At 72.8% G+C, this 17,309-nt stretch carries 14 protein-coding genes and 1 pseudogene; 10 read left to right on the top strand and 5 right to left on the bottom strand.

Annotated elements, in window-relative coordinates:
• Nucleotides 1-3 precede the first annotated feature (3 nt).
• From ML5_RS02920 to thiC, 4 genes and pseudogenes are all read left to right on the top strand, one after another.
• The gene (locus ML5_RS02920) at nt 4-777 is read left to right on the top strand and encodes a thiazole synthase (RefSeq protein ID WP_013473681.1); all 774 of its coding nucleotides are present in this window, start codon (nt 4-6) and stop codon (nt 775-777) included.
• A 62-nt stretch (nt 778-839) separates the two neighbouring features.
• Nucleotides 840-1,517, top strand: a pseudogene (locus ML5_RS31345) (thiamine phosphate synthase); the annotation flags it as partial.
• A 30-nt stretch (nt 1,518-1,547) separates the two neighbouring features.
• A complete protein-coding gene (gene thiD, locus ML5_RS02915; RefSeq protein WP_041784411.1) occupies nt 1,548-2,336 on the top strand; it encodes a bifunctional hydroxymethylpyrimidine kinase/phosphomethylpyrimidine kinase in 789 nt (262 codons plus the stop codon).
• 17 nt (nt 2,337-2,353) lie between these two features.
• Nucleotides 2,354-3,946, top strand: a complete 1,593-nt coding sequence (gene thiC / locus ML5_RS02910; RefSeq protein WP_013473679.1) for a phosphomethylpyrimidine synthase ThiC — start codon at nt 2,354-2,356, stop codon at nt 3,944-3,946.
• Nucleotides 3,947-3,992: 46 nt separating this feature from the next.
• Here the strand turns inward: thiC and ML5_RS02905 are convergent, their stop codons facing one another.
• From ML5_RS02905 to ML5_RS02890, 4 genes are all read right to left on the bottom strand, one after another.
• A complete protein-coding gene (locus ML5_RS02905; protein WP_013473678.1) occupies nt 3,993-6,662 on the bottom strand; it encodes a hypothetical protein in 2,670 nt (889 codons plus the stop codon).
• Nucleotides 6,663-6,736: 74 nt separating this feature from the next.
• Nucleotides 6,737-7,045 carry a cupin gene (locus tag ML5_RS02900; RefSeq protein ID WP_013288595.1) on the bottom strand — a complete coding sequence of 103 codons (309 nt, stop codon included), beginning with the start codon at nt 7,043-7,045 and terminating at the stop codon, nt 6,737-6,739.
• Nucleotides 7,042-7,992 (bottom strand): LLM class F420-dependent oxidoreductase, encoded by a 951-nt coding sequence (locus ML5_RS02895; protein WP_013473677.1) that lies wholly within the window; start codon nt 7,990-7,992, stop codon nt 7,042-7,044. Before ML5_RS02895 ends, ML5_RS02900 begins: the two co-directional genes overlap by 4 nt.
• Before the next feature lie 2 nt (nt 7,993-7,994).
• A complete protein-coding gene (locus ML5_RS02890; protein WP_013288593.1) occupies nt 7,995-8,777 on the bottom strand; it encodes an ABC transporter ATP-binding protein in 783 nt (260 codons plus the stop codon).
• A gap of 284 nt (nt 8,778-9,061) precedes the next feature.
• Between ML5_RS02890 and ML5_RS02885 the strand changes: the two genes are divergently transcribed.
• Together ML5_RS02885 and ML5_RS02880 are read left to right on the top strand one after the other, a co-directional pair.
• Complete coding sequence (locus tag ML5_RS02885) at nt 9,062-10,090, top strand: ABC transporter substrate-binding protein (protein ID WP_013288592.1); 1,029 nt, start codon at nt 9,062-9,064, stop codon at nt 10,088-10,090.
• Nucleotides 10,091-10,253: 163 nt separating this feature from the next.
• Entirely contained in the window at nt 10,254-11,024 is a 771-nt protein-coding gene (locus tag ML5_RS02880) for an ABC transporter permease (RefSeq protein ID WP_225319577.1), read from the top strand.
• A 167-nt stretch (nt 11,025-11,191) separates the two neighbouring features.
• On the opposite strand, the gene ML5_RS02875 is transcribed toward ML5_RS02880, so the two are convergent.
• A complete protein-coding gene (locus ML5_RS02875) occupies nt 11,192-12,373 on the bottom strand; it encodes an ABC transporter substrate-binding protein (protein WP_013473675.1) in 1,182 nt (393 codons plus the stop codon).
• A 447-nt stretch (nt 12,374-12,820) separates the two neighbouring features.
• On the opposite strand from ML5_RS02875, the gene ML5_RS02870 reads away from it, so the two are divergent.
• From ML5_RS02870 to ML5_RS02855, 4 genes are all read left to right on the top strand, one after another.
• Entirely contained in the window at nt 12,821-15,877 is a 3,057-nt protein-coding gene (locus tag ML5_RS02870; protein WP_013473674.1) for a nitrate- and nitrite sensing domain-containing protein, read from the top strand.
• Entirely contained in the window at nt 15,874-16,281 is a 408-nt protein-coding gene (locus ML5_RS02865) for a roadblock/LC7 domain-containing protein (RefSeq protein ID WP_013288588.1), read from the top strand. The genes ML5_RS02870 and ML5_RS02865 overlap by 4 nt, the downstream gene beginning before the upstream one ends.
• A 62-nt stretch (nt 16,282-16,343) precedes the next feature.
• Nucleotides 16,344-16,706, top strand: coding sequence for a DUF742 domain-containing protein (locus ML5_RS02860; protein ID WP_013288587.1), 363 nt, complete (start codon nt 16,344-16,346; stop codon nt 16,704-16,706).
• Complete coding sequence (locus ML5_RS02855) at nt 16,687-17,304, top strand: ATP/GTP-binding protein (protein WP_013288586.1); 618 nt, start codon at nt 16,687-16,689, stop codon at nt 17,302-17,304. Before ML5_RS02860 ends, ML5_RS02855 begins: the two co-directional genes overlap by 20 nt.
• Nucleotides 17,305-17,309: the final 5 nt, after the last annotated feature.

Here is a 17,309-nt window from a genome sequence, read left to right as displayed (position 1 = left end):
CGGATGTCCACACTGGAGATCGGCGGGGTCGCGTTCGGCTCGCGGCTCATCCTCGGCACCGGCGGCGCGGCCAACCTGCACGTGCTGGAGCAGGCGATCCGCGCCTCCGGCACCGAGCTGGTGACGTTGGCGCTGCGCCGGGTGGACACCACGCCCGGCGGCTCGGGCGGCCTGCTCGACCTGGTGGAGCGCTGCGGCGTACGGCTGCTGCCGAACACGGCCGGCTGCCGCACCGCCGTGGAGGCGGTGAAGACGGCGCACCTGGCCCGGGAGGCGTTCGACACCGACTGGGTGAAGCTGGAGGTGGTCGGCGACGAGCGCACGCTCCTGCCCGACGGGGTGGAGCTGCTGCGCGCCGCCGAGGAATTGGTGGCCGACGGGTTCACAGTGCTGCCGTACACCTCGGACGATCCCGTGCTGGCCCGGCGGCTGGCCGACGTGGGCTGCGCGGCGGTGATGCCGGCCGGGTCGCCGATCGGCTCCGGGCTGGGCATCGGCAACCCGCACCACATCCGGCTGATCCGGGCGGCTGTGGACGTGCCGGTGGTGCTCGACGCGGGCATCGGCACCGCCTCCGACGCGGCCCTGGCGATGGAGCTGGGCTGCGACGCGGTGCTGCTGGCCAGTGCCGTGACCCGGGCCGCCGACCCGGTGGCGATGGCCACGGCCATGCGGTACGCGGTCGAGGCCGGGCACCTGGCGTACGGCGCGGGCCGCATCACCCGCCGCTTCCACGCCTTGCCGTCCACCCCCGACGAGGGACGGCCCGACCTGTGACCGCTCTACGCGTTGCGGATCCTGGTACGGAGGCGCCCCTGGAGGGGCGGCCGCGCACCAGGATCTACACCGGCCCGACCGGGGTCGTGCTGCTCACCGATCGGCGGGTCGCCAAGGGGGCGCTCGTCGACGTGGTCGCGGGGGCCGTCGGCGGGGGAGTGCGCTGGGTGGTGCTGCGGGAGAAGGACCTGCCCCGCGCCGAACGCCTCGCGCTCGCCGTCGAGCTGCGCGCGATCCTCGCCGAGGCAGGCGGCACGCTCGTCGTGGCCGGACCCGATCCGCTCGACGGGGACGCGGTGCACCTGCCCGCCGCCGGCCCGTACCCGCCGCCCGCAGTCGGACTGGTCGGCCGGTCCTGTCACGACACCGCCGAGCTGGCCCGGCTCACCACCGAGCACTACGCCACGCTGTCCCCGGTCTACGAGACAAGAACAAAGCCCGGCTACGGCCCGGCGTTACGGCCGACCGGGTTGCGCGAGCTGATCGCGGCAAGCAAGGTGCCCGTGCTGGCACTGGGCGGCATCGAAACCACAGCCCAGGTCACCGCATGCGTAGAGGCAGGTGCCACCGGAGTAGCAGTCCTGGGCGCCATCATGCGCGCCCCAGACCCCACCGAAACCGCCACCACGCTGGGCAGAGCTTTCGAGGAGGCGGCCACCCGTGTGGCGCGCACCCACCCCGCGCGATCCGACCAAGGCCCGCACGCCGCAGCCCCGACCGCAACCACTGTCGGCCGCAGCCGTCACAGCAACCACCGGAGAAGAGAACCAGTGACGCCGAAAACAGTTCTCAGCATCGCCGGCTCCGACTCCGGAGCAGGAGCGGGCATCCAGGCCGACCTCAAGACGTTCGCCGCGCTCGGGGCGTACGGCACGAGCGTGCTCACCGCCGTCACCGCGCAGAGCACCCGGGGCGTGGACGCCCTCCTACCGCTGCCCCCGCAGACAGTGCGCGACCAGATGGACAGCGTCCTCGGCGACTTCGACGTGCGCGCCGTGAAGACCGGCATGCTCGGCACCCCCGCGGTCGCCGACGCGGTGGCCGAGGCGGCCCGGGCCGGGCGGCTGCCGCACCTGGTCGTCGACCCGGTACTGGTCGCCACGAGCGGGCACCGGCTCGGCGTGGTGGAGGCGGTCGAGCGGCTGCTGCCGTACGCGGAGGTGGCGACACCGAACTGCGCGGAGGCCGCGGCCCTCACCGGAGGCCCGGTGGGCACCGTCGAGGAGATGGTCGCGGCGGCGGAGGCGCTGGCGGCGCGCGGCCCGGCGTTCGTGGTGGTGACCGGCGGCGACGTGGACGCCGACGGCGAGTCGGTGGACGTGCTCGCCGGCGGCGGGACGACCCGCCTGCTGCGCGCGCCCCGGGTGGACACCCGGCACAACCACGGCACCGGCTGTTCGTTCTCGGCCGCCGTCGCGGTCCGGCTCGCCGCGGGCGACGCGGTGCCGGTCGCGGTGGCGGCCGCCAAGGAGTACGTCACCCGCGCGCTGACCGGCGCGCGGACCTGGGAGCTGGGCGCGGGACGCGGCCCGCTGGACCACTTCGGCTGGTCCGCATGAGCGACAGGGAGGCTGTCATGCAGGCACGTCGCAAGGTGTACGTGGAAGGGTCACGCCCGGACGTCCGGGTGCCGTTCGCCGAGGTGACGCTGACCGGGGACAACCCGCCGGTACGGCTCTACGACACCTCCGGTCCCGGCTCCGACCCGGAGGTGGGGCTGCCCGCGCTGCGCGGAACGTGGATCGCCGAGCGCGGCGACGTGGCCCCGGTACGCGGCGCCGGCACGCCGCTGGCGGGTGTGGAGGGGAAGCGGCCGACGCAGCTCGCGTACGCCCGGGCCGGGATCGTCACTCCGGAGATGGAGTTCGTGGCGGTCCGGGAGTCGGTGGCGCCGGAGTTCGTCCGGGACGAGATCGCGGCCGGGCGGGCCGTGCTGCCGCTCAACGTCAACCACCCCGAGTGCGAGCCGGCCGTCATCGGCAAGGCGTTCCTGGTGAAGGTCAACGCCAACATCGGCACCTCGGCTGTCACCTCGTCGGTGGCCGAGGAGGTGGAGAAGCTGACCTGGGCCACCCGGTGGGGCGCGGACACCGTGATGGACCTGTCCACCGGCAAGCGCATCCACGAGACCCGGGAGGCGATCGTGCGGAACGCGCCGGTGCCGATCGGCACGGTGCCGATCTACCAGGCGCTGGAGAAGGTCGGCGGCGACCCGGTGAAGCTGAGCTGGGAGGTGTTCCGCGAGACCGTCATCGAGCAGGCGGAGCAGGGCGTCGACTACATGACCGTGCACGCCGGGGTACTGCTGCCGTACGTGCCGCTGGCGGTGGACCGGGTCACCGGCATCGTGTCGCGGGGCGGCTCGATCATGGCGGCCTGGTGCCTGGCGCACCACGAGGAGAACTTCCTCTACACGAACTTCCGGGAGCTGTGTTCGCTGCTCGCGAAGTACGACGTCACGTTCTCCCTCGGTGACGGCCTGCGCCCCGGTTCCATCGCGGACGCCAACGACGAGGCGCAGTTCGCCGAGCTGCGCACGCTCGGTGAGCTGACGAAGGTCGCCTGGGAGTACGACGTCCAGGTGATGATCGAAGGCCCCGGGCATGTGCCGATGCACAAGATCAAGGAGAACGTGGACCTCCAGCAGGAGTGGTGCCACGAGGCGCCGTTCTACACGCTCGGCCCGCTGACCACCGACGTCGCGCCCGCGTACGACCACATCACCTCCGCGATCGGCGCGGCGATGATCGGCATGTTCGGCACCGCGATGCTCTGCTACGTCACCCCGAAGGAGCACCTCGGGCTGCCCGACCGCGACGACGTGAAGGCGGGCGTGATCGCGTACAAGATCGCCGCGCACGCGGCCGACCTGGCCAAGGGGCACCCCGGCGCGCAGGCGTGGGACGATGCGCTGTCCAAGGCCCGGTTCGAGTTCCGCTGGGAGGACCAGTTCAACCTGGCGCTGGACCCGGAGACCGCGCGGGCGTACCACGACGCGACTCTGCCCGCCGAGCCGGCGAAGACCGCGCACTTCTGCTCGATGTGCGGGCCGAAGTTCTGCTCCATGAAGATCACGCAGGAGTTGAAGGACTACGCGGCGCGGGGCATGCGCGGCAAGTCGGAGGAGTTCGTCGCCTCCGGGTCACGGGTCTACCTGCCGCTGGCGTGAGCGAGGCCGGGGTCGGGTCGCTTCCGGCCCGCCCCCGGGCCGCCGTTCACTCGCGGTGGTGCCGCCCGGTACGCAGCGAGCGGGCGTCGTCGGCGTTGTCGTCCGAGGCGAGACCGGCGACCCAGTCCACGTACTCGTCGTCGGCCTCGGCACCCGGCTCGGCCGTACGGTCGGCCGGCTCCGGGTCGCCCTTGGCCCGGTTGCGCCGGAACAGGCCGCGCCGGGTCTTCGGCTTCCCGCCGGACGCGTCGGCGTCGTCCGGTTCGGCGTGCCGCCCGCGCCGGGAGTCCGCCTCCGTCTCCGCGGCGGCGGCCTCGGGCAGCGCGGCACCCGCCTCGCCCGGTGCGGCGGTCGCCGCCTCGGGCCGGGCGACAGGTCTCCCCGCCTCCGGCCGGGCGAGCGGCCCCGCCGGGCGGGCGTTCGTGGCGAGCGCGTCCCATCCGGTGCTCGCGCCCGGCTCGGGCAGGCCACGGTGGCGGGGGCGCGGCGCCGGCTCGGCCGGGGCGGACGCCTCCGCGTCGTCCCGGGCCGGTGCGTCCGGTTCGGTGGTGGCGCGGTGCGGGCGGGCCGCCGGGGTGATCGGCCAGGCCGGGCGTACCTCGCCGGGCGCTCCGGTGACGTCCTCGAACATCGGGAACCTGGGCCGGGACGACGGGGTCGGCGCCGGGTCGTCGAAGAAGAAATTGCGTCCGGGACGCCCGGTCGGTGCGACATCCCCCGTGGGGGCATCGGTGCGGGGAGCCGGGCTGCTCGGCGTCGTCAGCGGGGCGTCGGCCGGGCTGCTCGGCATCGTCGACCTGGCGTCGGCCTGCTCGATCGGCGTCGTCGGCGCGGCGTCGGCCGGGCCGGAGCCGGGGGAGGCCGGGCCGGTGGCACGCGGTCCGGCCTTCGGGGCGCGGGGGCGCCGGGAGCGGGTGGAGCGGCCCGTGGCGCCGGTGTCTCCGGTGGCCTCGGCCGGTGGCGCGGCGGGGGTGTCGCTGTCCGCGTCGGCCGTGACCGGTCCGGCGAGCGCGCCGCTGTCAGTACGCGGGCCGGGAACGTGGCCCTCGGCGGTGCCGCCGGTGGCCGGTGACGTGGCTTCCGAGGTGGTGCCCGCAGCGGCGCTCGGGGAGGCGGCATCCGCTGGGCGGGGTGCTGTGGCGTCGGCGGGTGACGTCGATCGGTCGGTGGTGCCGCTGGACCGGCTGGCGCGGGTACGGCGCGGCCGGGTCACCCGTGGCGTGGTCGCCGCCGCTTCCTGGGGCGGTTCCGGTGCGGCATCGTCCGTGCCGGCTGCCGAGCCGGTGCCCGAGGCGGCCTCGCTGTCCGGGACGCCGGTCGCCTGCCCGGACGTTGCATCGGCAGGTTCGGAACCGGCAACGGCCCGGTCGGCGGTGCCTGCGCGGTCCGTGGTGACCGCCTCGCCGGTGCCGCCCGCGTGGGCGGTGCCCACGTCCGTGCCCGGAACCGGACCCGTGCCCATGTCCGTGCCCGGACCCGCGACCGGGACCGGGTCGGGGCGGCCCGCGGCGAGGACGTCGATGGCCGAGGTCCGGCGCCCCGGGGGCAGCAGACCCGGCATGGGCTGGCCGTGGCCCGTGTCGGCGACGGCCGGGCGCTCACCCGCCGGCCGTTCCGCAACGGCCGGCTGATCGACGGCGGGCCGATCCGCGAGGGCCGGCCGGCCGGCGGCGGGAAGATCGGTACCGGCCGGAGCCGTCGCCGTGGCCGAGCCGCCGGGCTCCGGCCAGTTCCAGTGCGCCGGCGCGGCGGCGCCGCTCGTCACCGGAGGCGCGGGCGGGGCGGCCGGGGCGCCCGGAGTGGACGAGTGCGGCAGCGGCGCGAGGATGTCGGTGGCCTCGACGGCGTCGGGGTCACCGGTGGCGGTGACCGGCCGGGGCAGCACTGTGGTGGCGGTCGAGCCGAGCGCACCGGCGATCACGGCGATCAGCGCGCCGTAGTAGGGCGCGACCTGGTAGCGGTCGGTGGCCGAGCCGGGACCGGCGGTCAGGTAGGCGAACGCGACGAGCACCGGGCCGGCCGCCCCGGCCGCGCCGCCCACCAGCGGCGGCCATTCGGCCCGGCGGGCGAGCACGCCGACCGCCCCGCCGGCCAGCAGCGTGAGCACCGGCAGCAGCAGCATGGACAGGCGTTGCGCCGCCTCCGGATCCAGCCAGGAGGGTTCGAGGACGCCGAGCCGTACCGTGGCCAGCGGCCGGCTGGACACGATCGTGGGCGCGACGGAGAGCAGCGCCATCAGCCAGACGATCCCGGCGGTGATCGCCACGCCCCAGCCGAACGGCGGCTTGAGCAGGACGGCGATCGCGGCGCCCGCTCCGACCACCGCGCCGAGGGCGGCGCAGATGCCTGCGGCCCAGACCGGGTCGACGGATCCGCCCAGCTCGGCCGCGCGGGCCGGTTGCATGCACAGCGGGGCGACCACCGTCGCGCCCAGCGCGCTGACGCCGGCGATGGAGAGCAGTTCGGTGGTGCCGCCGGGACTGTCGTCGCGACGGGCGAAGCGCTCGGTGAGGACGGCTCCGGCGACCGTGGCGACAGCGGCGAACCAGCCCACCCAGACGAGCTGGGCGGGCCACCGGTTGACCGAGACGTCCACGAACGCGCCGTCGAGGCGTACGACTCCGAAGCCGTACGCGATCCCCAACTGGCCGGCCCCGGCCAGCACGCTCACCCCGAGCGCCGTGAGCAGCAGCCTGCCCCACGTCCGAAAGGCCATGTCGGGCACGTTACGGCCCGGTGCCCCCGATCGCCACCTTGCCGCCGCGCGGCGCGGCGAACCTGCCGGTGCGGCTACTTCAGCTCGACCAGGCGCGCGAGGTAGGTGGTGTCGCCGACGTTCGTCAGCATGTGCACCGCGCCCGGGTCGCGGTAGACCACGCCGCCGGTCGGCTCGTCGGCGTCGATGGTGGTGCCGTCGATCGTCTGCACGACGTTCTTGGCGCCCTGGATCGCCACCACCAGGTACGGGTGGTCGTGGCGGTGCAGCGGCTGCCGCTCACCCGGCTCCAGCCGGATGTGCCAGACGCGTACGCGGTCGTTCTCGTACACGATCTCCTGGCCCACCGGGCCGAGTTCGAGGTCGGCGGAGAGTTCGGTCATCGTGTTCCGTCCAGTCGGGGGAGCACCTCGGCGGCGATGAGCTCCACGTGGTCGAGGTCGTCGAAGTCGATCAGGCGCAGGTGCACCCGGGTGGCCCCGATCGCGGCGAACTCGCCGATCCGGTCGACCAGCTGGGCGGGGGAGCCGACCACCGGGTCCTCCGGCGGCAGCGCGCTCGTGACGTGCAGCGGCGCGGCCCGGCGCTGCGCCTCGGCGTCGGTGCGTCCGATCGCCACCACGATGCCGGCGGAGAGCGTCAGGGGCGCGCGGCCGGCGGCGTCCCGCCCGGCGCGGTCGCACGCCTCCCGCACCCGCTCGTACGCGGCGGCGGTCTCGGCCACGCTCTTGAACGGCATGTTGAACTCGTCGGCGTAGCGGGCGGCCAGCTCGGGGGTGCGCTTCGGTCCCCGGCCGCCGACGATCACCGGCGGGCCGGGCTGCTGCACCGGCTTGGGCAGCGCGGGCGCGTCGACCAGCCGGTAGTGCTCACCGGTGAAGCTGTACGTCTCGTCGGACGGCGTACGCCACAGCCCGGTGACGATCTCCAGTTGCTCGGCCAGCCGGTCGAAGCGCTCGCTGACCGGCGGGAACGGGATGCCGTACGCGGTGTGCTCGCGCTCGTACCATCCGGCGCCGATGCCCAGCTCGACCCGGCCGCCGCTCATCCGGTCGACCTGGGCGACCATGACGGCGAGCGGCCCGGGAAGCCGGAACGTGGCGGATGTGACGAGCGTGCCGAGCCGGATCCGGGAGGTCTCCCGGGCCAGCGCGGCGAGCGTCAGCCAGGCGTCGGTGGGGCCGGGCAGCGCCGGCTCGTCCCCCATGGCCCGGTAGTGGTCGGCCCGGAAGAAGCCCTCGAAGCCGGTCTCCTCGACCAGCCGGGCGAACCGGAGCTGGTCGTCGTAGTCCGCACCGCGGTGGGGTTCGGTGAACACCGAGACCCGCATGGTCACCGGCCTCCCACGGGTACGCCGGGGGCGTCCCGCTCCATCAGCAGTTCGTGCAGCTCGGCGCTGATCCGCGCGACGTCTTCCAGGTGTTCGTGGCGGCCCAGCGTGCGCGGCCGGGGAACGTTCACCTCGACCACCTCGCGGATGCGGCCGGGGCGCGGGCTGAGCACGACTACCCGGTCGGCGAGCAGCACCGCCTCGTCGATCGAGTGGGTGACGAAGACGATCGTCGCCTTCGTCTCCATGTGCACCCGCTGGAGTTCGCCGGAGAGTTCCTCACGGGTGAGCGCGTCGAGCGCGGAGAACGGCTCGTCCATGAGCATCACCCGGGGCGAGCCGATCAGCGACCGGCACAGCGACACGCGCTGCTGCATGCCGCCGGACAGCTCGTGCGGGAGGCGCTTCTCGAAGCCGCCCAGCCCGGCCATCTCCAGCAACTGGCGGGCCCGGTCGCGGTGCTCGGCGCGGCGCCAGCCGAAGATCTCCACCGGCAGCAGCACGTTGTCCAGCACCGAGCGCCAGGGCAGCAGCGCCGGACGCTGGAACAGCATCGCCACGTCGCGGCGGGGCTTCGTGATCGGCGTACCGCCCACGGTGATCTCACCGCCGGTGACCGGCAGCAGGCCGGCGATCATGCGCAGCAGCGTGGACTTGCCGCAGCCGGAGCGGCCGAGGACGGCGACGAACTCGCCTTCGGCGACGTCGAGGTCGATGCCGCGCAACGCCTCCACCCGCCCCGAACGGCCGTCGAAGGTGCGGGACACCCCGGACAGTCGGATCATCTTCCGCCGGCTCCCTTCCACGTCGTCCGAACGCGAGCCGGGCTAGCGTAGCGGACCGTGCTTATAGCACCGTCCGGGGTGGACGTCAGTCCGCTTTCCGTCACGCAACTTCGTTTCCGTTCCGCAACCGGGACGGCGGCGGCAGGTCATCTGGCTTCTCGTACGCTGTTGCGCGCGAAGAGTCCCCTCACGACGGTCCAGTCGGCCGAACCCACCTGCCGACCCCGTCGGACCCACGACCCGACCGGCGAAGAAGTCCTGGTCGGAAAGGACATGGTGCACTGATGAGAAGGCTGACCCGTACGGTCGCCGCCGCGGCTATGGCCACCGCCCTCGCCCTGGTGGGCGGCTGCAGCAGCGACTCGGAGAAGTCCGAGAGCGGCGGCGGCAACGGCGCGGCGCTGGAGAAGGTGACGTACCTCACCTCGTTCGGCAACTTCGGGCGTGACTCCTACGCCTGGGTGGCGAAGGACAAGGGCTTCTTCAAGGAGGCCGGTTTCGACGTCGACATCAAGCCCGGTCAGGGCACCGGCTCCGTGATCCAGACCATCACCGGCGGCCAGGCCGACTTCGGCCCGATCGACCTGACCGGTGGCATCCTTCAGCTCGGCAACGGCCAGGCGAAGGACTTCGTGGCGGTGGCCGCGATCCAGCAGCGCACCATGGCCGCCATCGTCACGGTCGAGGGCAAGAACATCGCCACGCCGAAGGACCTCGAAGGCAAGAAGCTCGCGGACACCCCGACGTCCGTCGTGCGCAACCTCTTCCCGACGTACGCCCGGCTCGCCGGCATCGACGGCAGCAAGGTGACCTGGGTCAACGGTGAGGCGCAGGGCCTGATCGGCATGCTCGGCTCGGGCTCGGTGGACGGCATCGGCCAGTTCGTCGTCGGCCAGCCGACGGTGGAGACGGTGACCAAGAAGAAGCCGGTCGTCCTGCCGTACAGCAACGTGATGCAGGACCTCTACGGCAACGCGCTGATCACGTCGTCGAAGATCGCCAAGGAGAAGCCGGAGATGGTGAAGAAGTTCACCGCCGCGCTGCTCAAGGGCCTGGAGTACTCGCTGGCCAACCCGGACGAGGCGGGCGAGATCCTGAAGAAGAACGTGCCGGCCGCCGTCCCGGCTGCGGCGTCCGCCGAGCTTCAGCTGATGGCCGCGTACGTCCGGTCGAGCAACTCCGGCACCGCGATCGGCACGCTGGACAGCGGCCGGGTCGCCAAGAGCATCGCGCTGCTCCAGGGCGCCGGTGCGCTGAAGCAGAACCTGACCCCCGACCAGATCATCGACTTCAACCTCGCGCCGAAGGCCTGACCGGTCCGCTCGGGCCAACGGGGGTGCGACCCGCCGGACACCCCGGTGGGGCGCACCCCCTTCCCGTGCCGGTCACACCGACCGGCGCAGAGAGGAGGACACGTTGACACAGTCGACCGAGGCCCGGCCGGAGGCGCCGCCGCGCCCGGCGGTCCGGCGCGGGATGGCCGTACGCCCGGCGGCGGTCGGATTGCCGGCGCTGGGACTGGTGATCGCGGTGGCGGCCTGGTGGCTGGTCACCTCGGGCCTGAACCTGGTGCACCCGGCCGCGCTGCCCCCGCCGCAGGCGGTGGGGAAGTCCCTCGCCGGCACCACCGAGGTGCTGCTGCCCGCGCTGGGCATCACCACCTGGATGACAGTGTTCGGCTTCCTGCTCTCGTCGGCGGCCGGGGTGCTGATCGGGATGGCGCTGGCCGCCTCCCGCCGGGTGGAGCGGATGTTCGCGCCGCTGCTGGTGGCGGTGAACGCGGTTCCGAAGATCGCGTTCGGGCCGCTGCTCGTGGTCGCGGTGGGCTGGGGGCAGAAACCCATCCTGACCATGGTGTTCCTGCTCTGCTTCTTCCCGATCGTGCTCTCCACCGCCACCGGTCTGACCACCACCCCGGCGGACCTGGCGGAGCTGGGCCGGTCGCTCAACGCCTCGTGGTGGCAGTCGTTCCGCAAGGTGCGCTTCCCGGCGGCGCTGCCGCAGATCTTCGTCGGGCTCAAGGTGGCCATGCCGCTGGCCGCGATCGGCGCGGTGATCGGGGAGTTCTACTCCGACCGTCCGGGTCTGGGTTACCAGATCCTCCAGTACAACGGCGTCGGTGACACCGCGACCGCCTGGGCTGCGATCGTGCTGGTGGCGCTGATGAGCATCGTGCTCTACGCCGTCCTGAGCCTGGTCGAGCGGCTGGCCCTGCCCTGGGTGCGGGCCACCACCTCAGCCCGCTAGCCACTGACCCGAAGACCCGGCGTCGACCGGACACCCGGAAGGAAACCTCAACCCGCGGGTGCTGGCCGCCCACGACAGGTGTGGCCCCACCGCAACCGGCGCAGGGATCAAGCTTGACCGCCCGGAGCCGGTTGCGGTGGGGCCACACCCCCACCGCAACCAAGCAATCAGCCAGCGAGCCGCCAACGACCACCACGAGCCACCAGCGTCGTCAACGCCTGCGGCATCAACCCGGAGTGGTTGTCCGGCGTCATCCGGATCGGCCCGGACAGCCCGTCGAGCTGCGAGGTCTCCAGCACGTCACGCAGCGCGTCCCGGTCGACCTTGCCCGGATCGCCGCCGGCCCGCTGCTCGGCGTCGGCGATCAGCTGGACCGCGTCCGCCGCGAACGAGGAGAAGCCGTTGTAGCCGCCGAACCGGGCGGTGTAGTCCTGGAACCACTGCCGGCGCGCGGCCTTCGCCGGGGTGGTGGCGATCACGTCGTCGATCACCATGGTCTGGGTGAAGATCAGCGTGGCCTCCTCGGTGGAGCGGGCCGACGGGCCGAGGAAGAGGTCGCCGGCGGCCGTGGCGTCGAAGAACAGCGAGCCGCGGAACTTGCTCTGCCGGGCGGTGGTGGCGGCGAGCGTCGCCTGCTCCGGCGTGGTCCACAGGACCAGGGCCTGCGGCTTGCGGGCGATCAGCTCGTTGATCTGCGTGCCGACCTCGGTGTCGGTGGCGCGCACCGACTCGTTGCCGACCAGCTTGACCGTGGTCTTGCTCAGTTCGCGGCGCAGGGCGGTGAGCCCTTCCTGGCCGTAACCCTCGGCGCTGTGCAGCAAGGCCACCTTGCGGACGCCGCGCCGGTCCAGTTCCGCGGCGAGCGCGGCGGCGCTGTCGGTGGCGTTCGGGGCGAGCTTGAAGACATATCGGCGCTCGGCCACCGGCTCGGTGACCGCGCTCGACGACGCGAGTGCGATCGTCGGAATGCGCTTCTCACCGATCGTGCGGGCCGCGCCGACGGCGCATTCGTTGCAACCGCCCATGATGACGGCGCTCACCCGTGAGTCACCGCTGAAATCATTGATGTTCCGCAAGGATTCCGCGGCGTCCGAGCGGTTGTCCTTGACCCGCAGATCGATCTTCCGGCCGCCCAGTGCGCCGGAGGCGTTCAACTGCTCGACCTTCAGTTCCAGAGCCCGTTGGTAGACCTTGCCGACCGGCGCCGAGGCGCCGGAGAGTTCCAGGTCGGCGGCGATCACGATCGGGCTGGTGTCCTGCGGTTCCCCGCCGATCCCGCAGCCGGTGAGCGTGGTGGCCAGCACGGCCGATGCGAGCGCCGCGATGCGCGCGGAGCGGATGGGGCTCAACTCAGTCCTCCAGGTGCGGCGCGGGCCGACGCCCGATCACCGCCGCTCGTCCGTCCTCAGTGGAGGAACGGGATTGGTTTGCCGTACGGTGTGCGCGAAGCCTGCAAAACCTTGCCAATGCCGGGGCCTGTGGTCAAGCCGGGCCGTCGAGTGCTGTTTCGGGACAGCCATCCCACATGCTGGGGACACGGAACATTAACTGACAATTACTGCACAGATGCGTGTGACCACTCTGGAGTGACATCCCCTGATCAGGGGGTCGGAGAAAAGAAGGTATTAGGTGATCGGATCACGGGTTGCGTCGACCGCGACCGTTTCCTGCCTCACCGCGGCTTCCCAAACAGGATCTCGTCTGATGAAATCGCGGCCGTGCCGCGCGTGGCGCTGGCCGCTGCACCAGGCACGGGTCAGCGGGTCACGCGTGGAAGAAACGACGGAGGCGATGTCGTGAGCACCGGACCTACGACCCTGCCCGGGAGCCCCAACGCCGAACAGCGGAATCGGCGCCGGCTCCTGCCCAGGCTGCGCGACGCGCGGATCCGCTCCAAGCTCGCCCTCATCCTGGTCGTTCCGGTCGCAGCTGTCATCGCGCTGGCAACTATCCGACTCATCTCGGTGGGCCAGGGCGCGTACGAGGCGGACCAGGTCCGGTCGCTGAGCGCGGTGTCGGTCGACATCGCGGCGCTCACCCAGGACCTGCACAAGGAGCGCATGGCGGCGGCGGTCTTCCTGGCCGACCCGAACCAGAAGCCGGACGCGTACAACCTGCGGGTGCGTCAGACCGACGAGCGCATCGCGGCGTACCAGGACGAGCGGGGCAAGCTCGGCGACGTGACGGGCGCGATCAGCAACCAGCTCAAGGTGATCGACGCCCACCTGTCCACGTTGAACGGCACCCGCCAGGAGGTGCTGGACCGGCTGCAGATGCCGGTGGCCGAGGCGAGCCTGCGCTACGGCATCGTGCTGGACGACCTGGTCGCGTACAGCGACGCCCTGGCCCAGCAGCCGGGCGCGGACAGCCTGGCCGACGCCCGCCGCGCGGTGGCCGCGTTCGCCCACGCCAAGGCCGAGGTGGCCGAGGAGCAGGCGGTGGCCTTCACCGCCCTCGACGGCGGAAGGATCGACGAGGAGCAGTTCTCGTCCTTCGTGGCCACGCTGACCGGTCAGCAGGAGGCGCTGCTCACCTTCTCCCGGTCCGCGACGCCGAGCCAGCGGGCCCTGGTGGACCGCACCGTCTCCGGTGACGCCGTCCAGCTCGCCGACCGGGTCGCGGGCGACATCTCCCGGTCCATCGGGCGTCAGGCGCTGGTCACCCGCGACGAGGCATCGGCCGCCATCGGCGCGGTCGACGACCTGATGCGGTGGGCCGAGATCCAGCTCCTGGACGACATGCTGGCCGACGCCGACGAGGCACGCGCCGACGTGATCCGGCAGGCGATCGTGGAGAGCCTGCTCGTGCTGCTCACGCTCGCGGTCGCGGTGACGCTCGCCGTGGTGCTCGCCCGCTCGCTCAACGACTCGCTGCGCCGGCTGCGCGAGGGCGCGCTCGCCGTGGCGAACCACGACCTGCCGGACGCGGTGAGCCGGCTCCAGAACGTCAACGCCATCGGTGACGGCGGTGTGGACGAGATCGTCCAGCAGGTACGGGATCCGATCAAGCTGAGCAACCGCGACGAGGTCGGTCAGGTGGCTGTGGCCTTCAACGTGGTCCACCGGGAGGCGGTCCGGGTCGCGGCCGAGCAGGCCGCGCTGCGGACGAGCGTCTCGGCGATGTTCCTCAACCTGGCTCGCCGCTCGCAGAGCCTGGTCGACCGGATGATCGGTGAGCTGGACGCGATCGAGCGTTCCGAGGAGGACCCGAAGCGGCTGGCGCAGCTGTTCGAGCTGGACCACCTGGCCACCCGGATGCGCCGCAACGACGAGAACCTGCTGGTGCTCGCCGGCGCCGACTCGGCCGTACCGCGTCGCGACGACGCGCTCCTGGTCGACGTGCTGCGCGCCGCGCAGTCCGAGGTCGAGCTCTACAACCGGATCGAGTTCGGCACCGTCGACACCGACATCTCGGTGGCCGCGCACGCCGTCAACGACGTCGTCCGGCTGGTCGCCGAGCTGCTCGATAACGCCACCCGGTTCTCGCCGCCGAACACCACAGTGGTGGCCGACGGCCGCCGGATCCGCGACTACGTGCTGATCCAGATCGAGGACCGCGGTCTGGGCCTCAGCGACGACCAGCTCGACTCGCTCAACCGGCGACTGGCCGCGCCGCCGACCGTCGACGTGGCCGCGTTCCGGCTGATGGGTCTGGCCGTGGTGAGCCGGCTCGCCTCCCGCTACGGGATCCGCGTCGAGCTGCGCCGCAACGTCGAGGGCGGCACAGTCGCCCAGGTCACGCTGCCGAACTCGACAGTGGTGCTGCCGGCCAACCGGGGCCAGGCCCCGCTGACCCGGCCGCGTCAGCCGCTCGCCGTCGAACAGTCGCCGCTCAGCCAGGTCGGCGCGGCTGACGCGCTGGCCGGCGCCGGGCGGGGTGCGGCCACGGCGACGCTCGCCGACCAGTGGCGCGGGGCGACCACCGCTCCGCCGTCGCGGTGGCAGACGCCCGGCGAGACGCGCGACACCACGCCTGCCGTACAGCTGGGTGGGGCGACCGGTGCGCTGCCCACCGTGGCGGCGCCCGCTCCGGTGGCGGCGGCGCCCGCTACCGCGCCGGCTCCGGTCTCCGGAGCAGGCTGGTCGGCCGGGGGACCGACGGTGGCGTACCCCGCGCTCGACCCGCTGCCCAAGCGGACGCCGGGTGTCGAGACCGCGCAACCCGCGACCCAGGCCGCGCCTCCGGCCTACCAGCCGCTCGCGGCGGCGCCGGCGGTGGAGAGCACCCCGGCGACGCCGGTGGTGGCCCGGCCCGAGCAGCGGGCCGAGGCGCCGATATTCCGTGAGATGGAGGCGGTCTGGTTCCGTTCGCACGGAGAGGACGAGACCACCATCTTCACCCGTCCCACGTTCGACGAGCCGCCCGCGCCGGCACAGCCGGCGGTGGCGCCCCCAGCGGCGCCGGCGCGTCCGAAGCTGCCCACCCGTACCCCGGGGGCCCAGGCGTCGGGGCTGACCACGTCGACCACGCCGTCCGCGTACAGCCCGCCGGAGGATCCGTCCACGCCGCCGGCGGCCGCGACGCCGCCCCCGGCGCCACCCGCCGCCGCGCCCGCGCCCGCGCCGCCGATCGACCCGGAGGCCTGGCGTACGGCGGCCGACGAGGGCTGGTCCCGGGCCAGCCGTGCCGCGGAGCCCACCACCGGCGGCACCACCCGCTCCGGGCTGCCCAAGCGGGTGCCGCAGGCCCAGCTCGTGCCCGGCGGGATAGAGCCGAAGAGCGGCCGGGACCGCAGCCGGCGCACGCCGGACGAGGTACGCGGTCTGCTCTCCGCCTACCACCGTGGCGTCCAGCGGGGCCGTACGGCCGGCGCCGACCTGAACAGCACCTCGACCAAGGAGACGAACCGATGAACAGGCCGGCGGCCATGCAGGACATGGGGTGGCTTCTCACCAACTTCGCCGACAGCGTTGCGGGTATCGCGCACGTGGTGGCGGTGTCCGCGGACGGGCTGCTGCTCGCCTCCTCCCGGGACCTGCCCGGTGACCGGGCCGACCAGCTCGCCGCGATCACCTCCGGCGTGGTGAGCCTGACCGAAGGCGCGGCGCGGATGTTCAGCGCCGGCGGGGTGTTGCAGACCGTCATCGAGATGGACAGCGGCTACCTGTTCCTGATGTCCATCAGCGACGGTTCGTCGATGGCCGTCCTCGCGGCGCGCAGCTGCGACGTCGGCCAGGTGGGTTACGAGATGGCGCTGCTGGTCGAGCGGGTCGGCCAGGCACTGGTCCCGCTGCCGAGAGACGCGGTCCGGTCCTGATCGGACCGGGGAGCTGACGACCGGAGCCGGTGCGGCTCCGAACGAGGGGAGGTGATCGCGAGATGGACCCGCGACGTGATCCACGTGGCGCGCTGGTGCGGCCGTACGCGGTCACCCGGGGCCGCACCGAGCCGTTGCAGAACATCGCGCTCGAAGCGGTGCTGTCGAGCACGCCGACGCAGTCGGCCGAGGCGCGCTTCGCCGGGCACGACAAGTACCGCATCTCCTCGGTCTGTGAGGGCCGGGCGCAGTCGCTTGCGGAAATCGCCGCTTACACCCGGATGCCGCTGGGCGTCACCCGGGTGCTGGTCGCCGACATGGTGGCCGAGGGCCTGCTGACGCTACACACTGCCGCTCCCGCGACGGGTTTCGCGGCGCGGATGAACCTGCTTGGAAGGGTGCTAAGTGGACTTCGCGAACTATGACCCCGACGGGGTGAACCGCGGCCGGGAGATCATCTCCGCGAAGATCGTGATCGCGGGTGGCTTCGGCGTGGGCAAGACGACACTTGTCGGAGCGATCTCCGAGATCCAGCCGCTGACCACCGAGGCGCTGATGACAGCGGCCGGCGTGGGCATCGACGACGCGTCGAAGGTGCCGGGCAAGGAGACCACCACGGTCGCCATGGACTTCGGCCGTATCACCATGGCCGAGGACCTGATCCTCTACCTGTTCGGCACGCCGGGCCAGACCCGCTTCTGGTTCATGTGGGACGAGATCATCCGGGGCGCGGTGGGCGCGGCGGTGCTGGTGGACACCCGCCGGATCACCGACGCGTTCGCGCCGCTGGACTACTTCGAGAACCGCAAGCTGCCGTACGTCGTGGCGTTGAACCGCTTCGGCGACGCGCCGCACTACGAGCTGGAGGAGGTCCGGGAGGCGCTCGCCATCTCCCCGGACGTGCCGATGGTCCTGTGCGACGCCCGCCAGCGGGACTCGGTCAAGCAGGTGCTGGTCACGGTGGTCGAGCACGCGATGCTCCGCCTCCAGGCCGAGCACGGCTACCCGGCCTCGGTGGGCTGACCGCC

The organism is Micromonospora sp. L5 (assembly GCF_000177655.2).
Taxonomy (GTDB): domain Bacteria; phylum Actinomycetota; class Actinomycetes; order Mycobacteriales; family Micromonosporaceae; genus Micromonospora; species Micromonospora aurantiaca.
This window is presented reverse-complemented; position numbering and strand designations above follow the sequence as displayed.